Annotated in this window: 1 protein-coding gene; it reads right to left on the minus strand. The window is 59.9% G+C overall.

Annotated elements, in window-relative coordinates:
• On the minus strand, window positions 1-312 hold a 312-nt coding region (locus tag D7Y11_RS42985; RefSeq protein WP_233607608.1), incomplete at its 3' end, for a hypothetical protein.
• Window positions 313-424 lie beyond the last annotated feature (112 nt).

Below are 424 nucleotides of genomic sequence, written 5' to 3' on the forward strand. Positions count from 1 at the left end.
GTAGAAGGGCATCATGACGATGCCAAGGAACACCATCGCGGGTATAGCGCCGATCCAAAAGTAATGGACCGTCGGGATGCCGATCTGGGCTCCATTAGCCGACATTCCCATGATCTCGACGGCGCCGAGGTTCGCCGACACGAATGCCAGCCCTGTCACCCATCCGGGCAGGCTGCGTCCGGACAAGAAGAAGTCGAGGGAGTCGGACACCTGATGTCTGGCGGCCAGTCCGATTCCCAGGACGAACACGAAGTAAATGAGCAGTATCAGGTAATCAACGAACCCTGCGTTGATGAGTGTCTCCAACGGCATGGTGCGGAGTGGTCCTTTCGGTTGGTGCGGGGGAGGAACGGCCTCGTTGGCGTCGCCCCGTGGGGAACCATAGACCCCGGTGCGGCATGAGCGCATCTGCACCCGGTAGTTT

The organism is Corallococcus sp. AB018 (genome assembly GCF_003986945.1).
Classification (GTDB): domain Bacteria; phylum Myxococcota; class Myxococcia; order Myxococcales; family Myxococcaceae; genus Corallococcus; species Corallococcus exiguus.